The sequence below is a fragment of the Mesorhizobium sp. M7A.F.Ca.CA.002.15.2.1 genome (genome assembly GCF_003998715.1).
GTDB classification, from domain to species: domain Bacteria; phylum Pseudomonadota; class Alphaproteobacteria; order Rhizobiales; family Rhizobiaceae; genus Mesorhizobium; species Mesorhizobium ciceri.
This window is the reverse complement of the sequence record NZ_RZPI01000718.1, coordinates 1-2,726: the sequence shown is the minus strand read 5'-3', so window position 1 is coordinate 2,726 and position 2,726 is coordinate 1. Positions and strand designations below refer to the sequence as shown.

2 protein-coding genes are annotated in these 2,726 nt (G+C 63.5%); both read left to right on the top strand.

All coding sequences use genetic code 11. The features are described from left to right. Window positions 1-1,523 (top strand): toprim domain-containing protein (locus tag ENZ74_RS28115; protein ID WP_245471020.1); only part of this gene is annotated, 1,523 nt, incomplete at its 5' end. Window positions 1,524-1,754: 231 nt separating this feature from the next. Then, window positions 1,755-2,672, top strand: coding sequence for a hypothetical protein (locus tag ENZ74_RS28110; RefSeq protein WP_013528199.1), 918 nt, complete (start codon window positions 1,755-1,757; stop codon window positions 2,670-2,672). The last annotated feature ends 54 nt before the right edge of the window (window positions 2,673-2,726 follow it).

Genomic DNA, 2,726 nt, shown 5'->3' with positions numbered 1-2,726 from the left:
ATGGCGAATCCTCTGGGCTGACCAAGAAGGAAAAGGTCTCGTTGATCGGCGACGATTGCCGCGAAGGTCTGACGGCGGTGCTGTCGGTCAAGGTTCCCGACCCGAAATTCTCCTCGCAGACCAAGGACAAGCTGGTCTCGTCGGAAGTCCGTCCTGTCGTCGAAGGCCTGGTCAACGAAGCGCTCGGCACCTGGCTGGAAGAACACCCGAGCGAAGGCAAGGTGGTCGTCGACAAGGTGATCCAGGCGGCGGCGGCGCGCGAAGCGGCGCGCAAGGCGCGCGATATCACCCGCAAGAGTTCGCTCGGCGTCACTTCCCTGCCCGGCAAACTGGCCGACTGCCAGGAACGCGACCCGGCGAAATCCGAAATCTTCATCGTCGAGGGTGATTCCGCCGGCGGCTCCGCCAAGGGTGGGCGTTCGCGCCAGAACCAGGCGATCCTGCCGTTGCGCGGCAAGATCCTCAATGTCGAGCGGGCGCGCTTCGACCGCATGCTCGGCTCCGACATGATCGGCACGTTGATCACGGCGCTCGGCACCTCGATCGGCAAGGACGAGTTCAACGCCGACAAATTGCGCTACCACAAGATCATCCTGATGACCGACGCCGACGTCGACGGCGCCCATATCAGAACCTTGCTGCTTACCTTCTTCTTCCGGCAGATGCCGGAGCTGATCGAGCGCGGCCATCTCTACATCGCCCAGCCGCCGCTCTACAAGGTGACGCGCGGCAAGAGCTCGCAATACATCAAGGACGAAAGCGCGTTCGAGGAGTTCCTGATCGGCTCGGGACTGGAGGAAGCATCGCTTACGCTCGGCTCGGGCGAGGTTCGCATCGGGCAGGACCTGCGTGGCGCCATCGATGACGCGCTGGCGGTGCGCCAGCTGATCAACGGCCTGCACACGCGCTACAACAGAGGCGTCGTCGAGCAGGCGGCGATCGCCGGTGGGCTCAACCCGGACGTGTTCGCCGATCTCGGTCGCGCCAACGACATGGCGGAGCGGATTGCAAAACGCCTCGACATCATTGCCGAGGACACCGAGCGCGGCTGGACCGGCCGCATGTCGACCTCGAATGAAGGCGTTGGCGGCTATGTGTTCGAGCGCACGGTGCGCAGCGTCAAGGAATATGCGCATCTCGACCTGGCGCTGATCAATTCGGCCGACGCACGCCAGCTCGACCGCTACGCACAGCGCCTCAGCGAGGTCTACGGGTCGCCGCCGGTGCTGCGCCGCAAGGATGTCTCCGAAACCATCTCGGGGCCGCTGGCGATGCTCAATGCGGTCTTTGCGACAGGCCGCAAGGGCCTGACGATGCAGCGCTACAAGGGTCTCGGCGAGATGAACGCCGAACAGCTGTGGGAAACCACGCTCGATCCGAACGTGCGCTCGCTGCTGCAGGTCAAGGTCAATGACGCGACCGATGCGGATTCGCTGTTTTCGCGGCTGATGGGCGACGAGGTCGAGCCCAGGCGCGAGTTCATCCAGGACAACGCGCTGTCGGTCGCCAATCTGGATATCTGATCTGGCCGTTAAATCTGAATTGGCGCGCTGCGGCGCGCCAATTGTTCCACCGGCGGCAACAAAATCAATTTGCAACGCGCCGGAACGGAAGTCCCTGCGAGACATTGTGACAATATCGATCACAATTTCTAACAGGAGGCTTCCATGGGACGCGGCATTTTGCTCTGGTTGCTCGGCATACCGATCCCGATCATCATTCTGATCATGCTGTTCGTACGATAGGGGGCACTTATGCAGTCCACCCTATCGGCTGTCGACGTTTCCACTTCAACAGAATCCTCCTCCACCGCCGTCAGTTGGGGACCGATCATCGCCGGTGCCTTCGCGGCCTCGACGCTGACCTTCATCCTCATGCTGCTGGGCTCCGGGCTTGGATTGAGCATGGTGTCGCCCTGGTCGGGATCCGGCGCATCTGTCACCACTTTCGCGGCATCCACCGCCGTCTGGCTGATCATCGTGCAATGGCTGTCCTCGGGTGTCGGCGGCTACCTTGCCGGACGCCTGCGCACCAAATGGGTCGGCATCCACACGGACGAGGTGTATTTCCGTGATACCGCCCATGGCTTTCTTGCCTGGGCGTTGGCCACACTGCTCGTCGTCGGCGTGCTTGGCTCCGCGCTTTCCGCTGCCATAGGCTCGGGCGTGCAGGCGGTGTCCACCATCGCGTCTGGTGCGGCCATGGGCGCATCGGCGGGGGCTTCGGCCAATGCCGGCAGCGCGTCGGCCGACAATGCGACATCCTACCTGGTGGATTCACTGTTCCGTCCGGCTGATCCGGGCAAGCTCGCGGCCGCCAATCCGGACAGCGATGCGGCCGCGGTTGGGCAGGCTTCGCGCATCCTGATCGCCGGCGCCGCGGCAGGCGAGGTTTCCGCAGACGACAAAACCTATCTGTCGCAGTTGGTCGCCGTTCGCACGGGGCTTTCGGAAGCAGATGCCAGGACCCGGGTGGATGCCGTCCTCGCCAAGGCCCAGGACGCCAAGGTCAAGGCGCAGCAGGCCGCCGACACAGCCAGGAAGGCCAGCGCGACGTTTGCCCTGCTTGGTGCGCTCTCGCTGGCCATCGGCGCCTTTATCGCCAGTGCTGCCGCGGCCCTTGGCGGCAGGCAGCGCGACGATGAGGAAGCGGTTTTTATCACCAACCGTTGAACTGCACTTGCAACAAAGCCACTCTGGCCCGCCCGGAGCGGCTTTGCTTTGAAG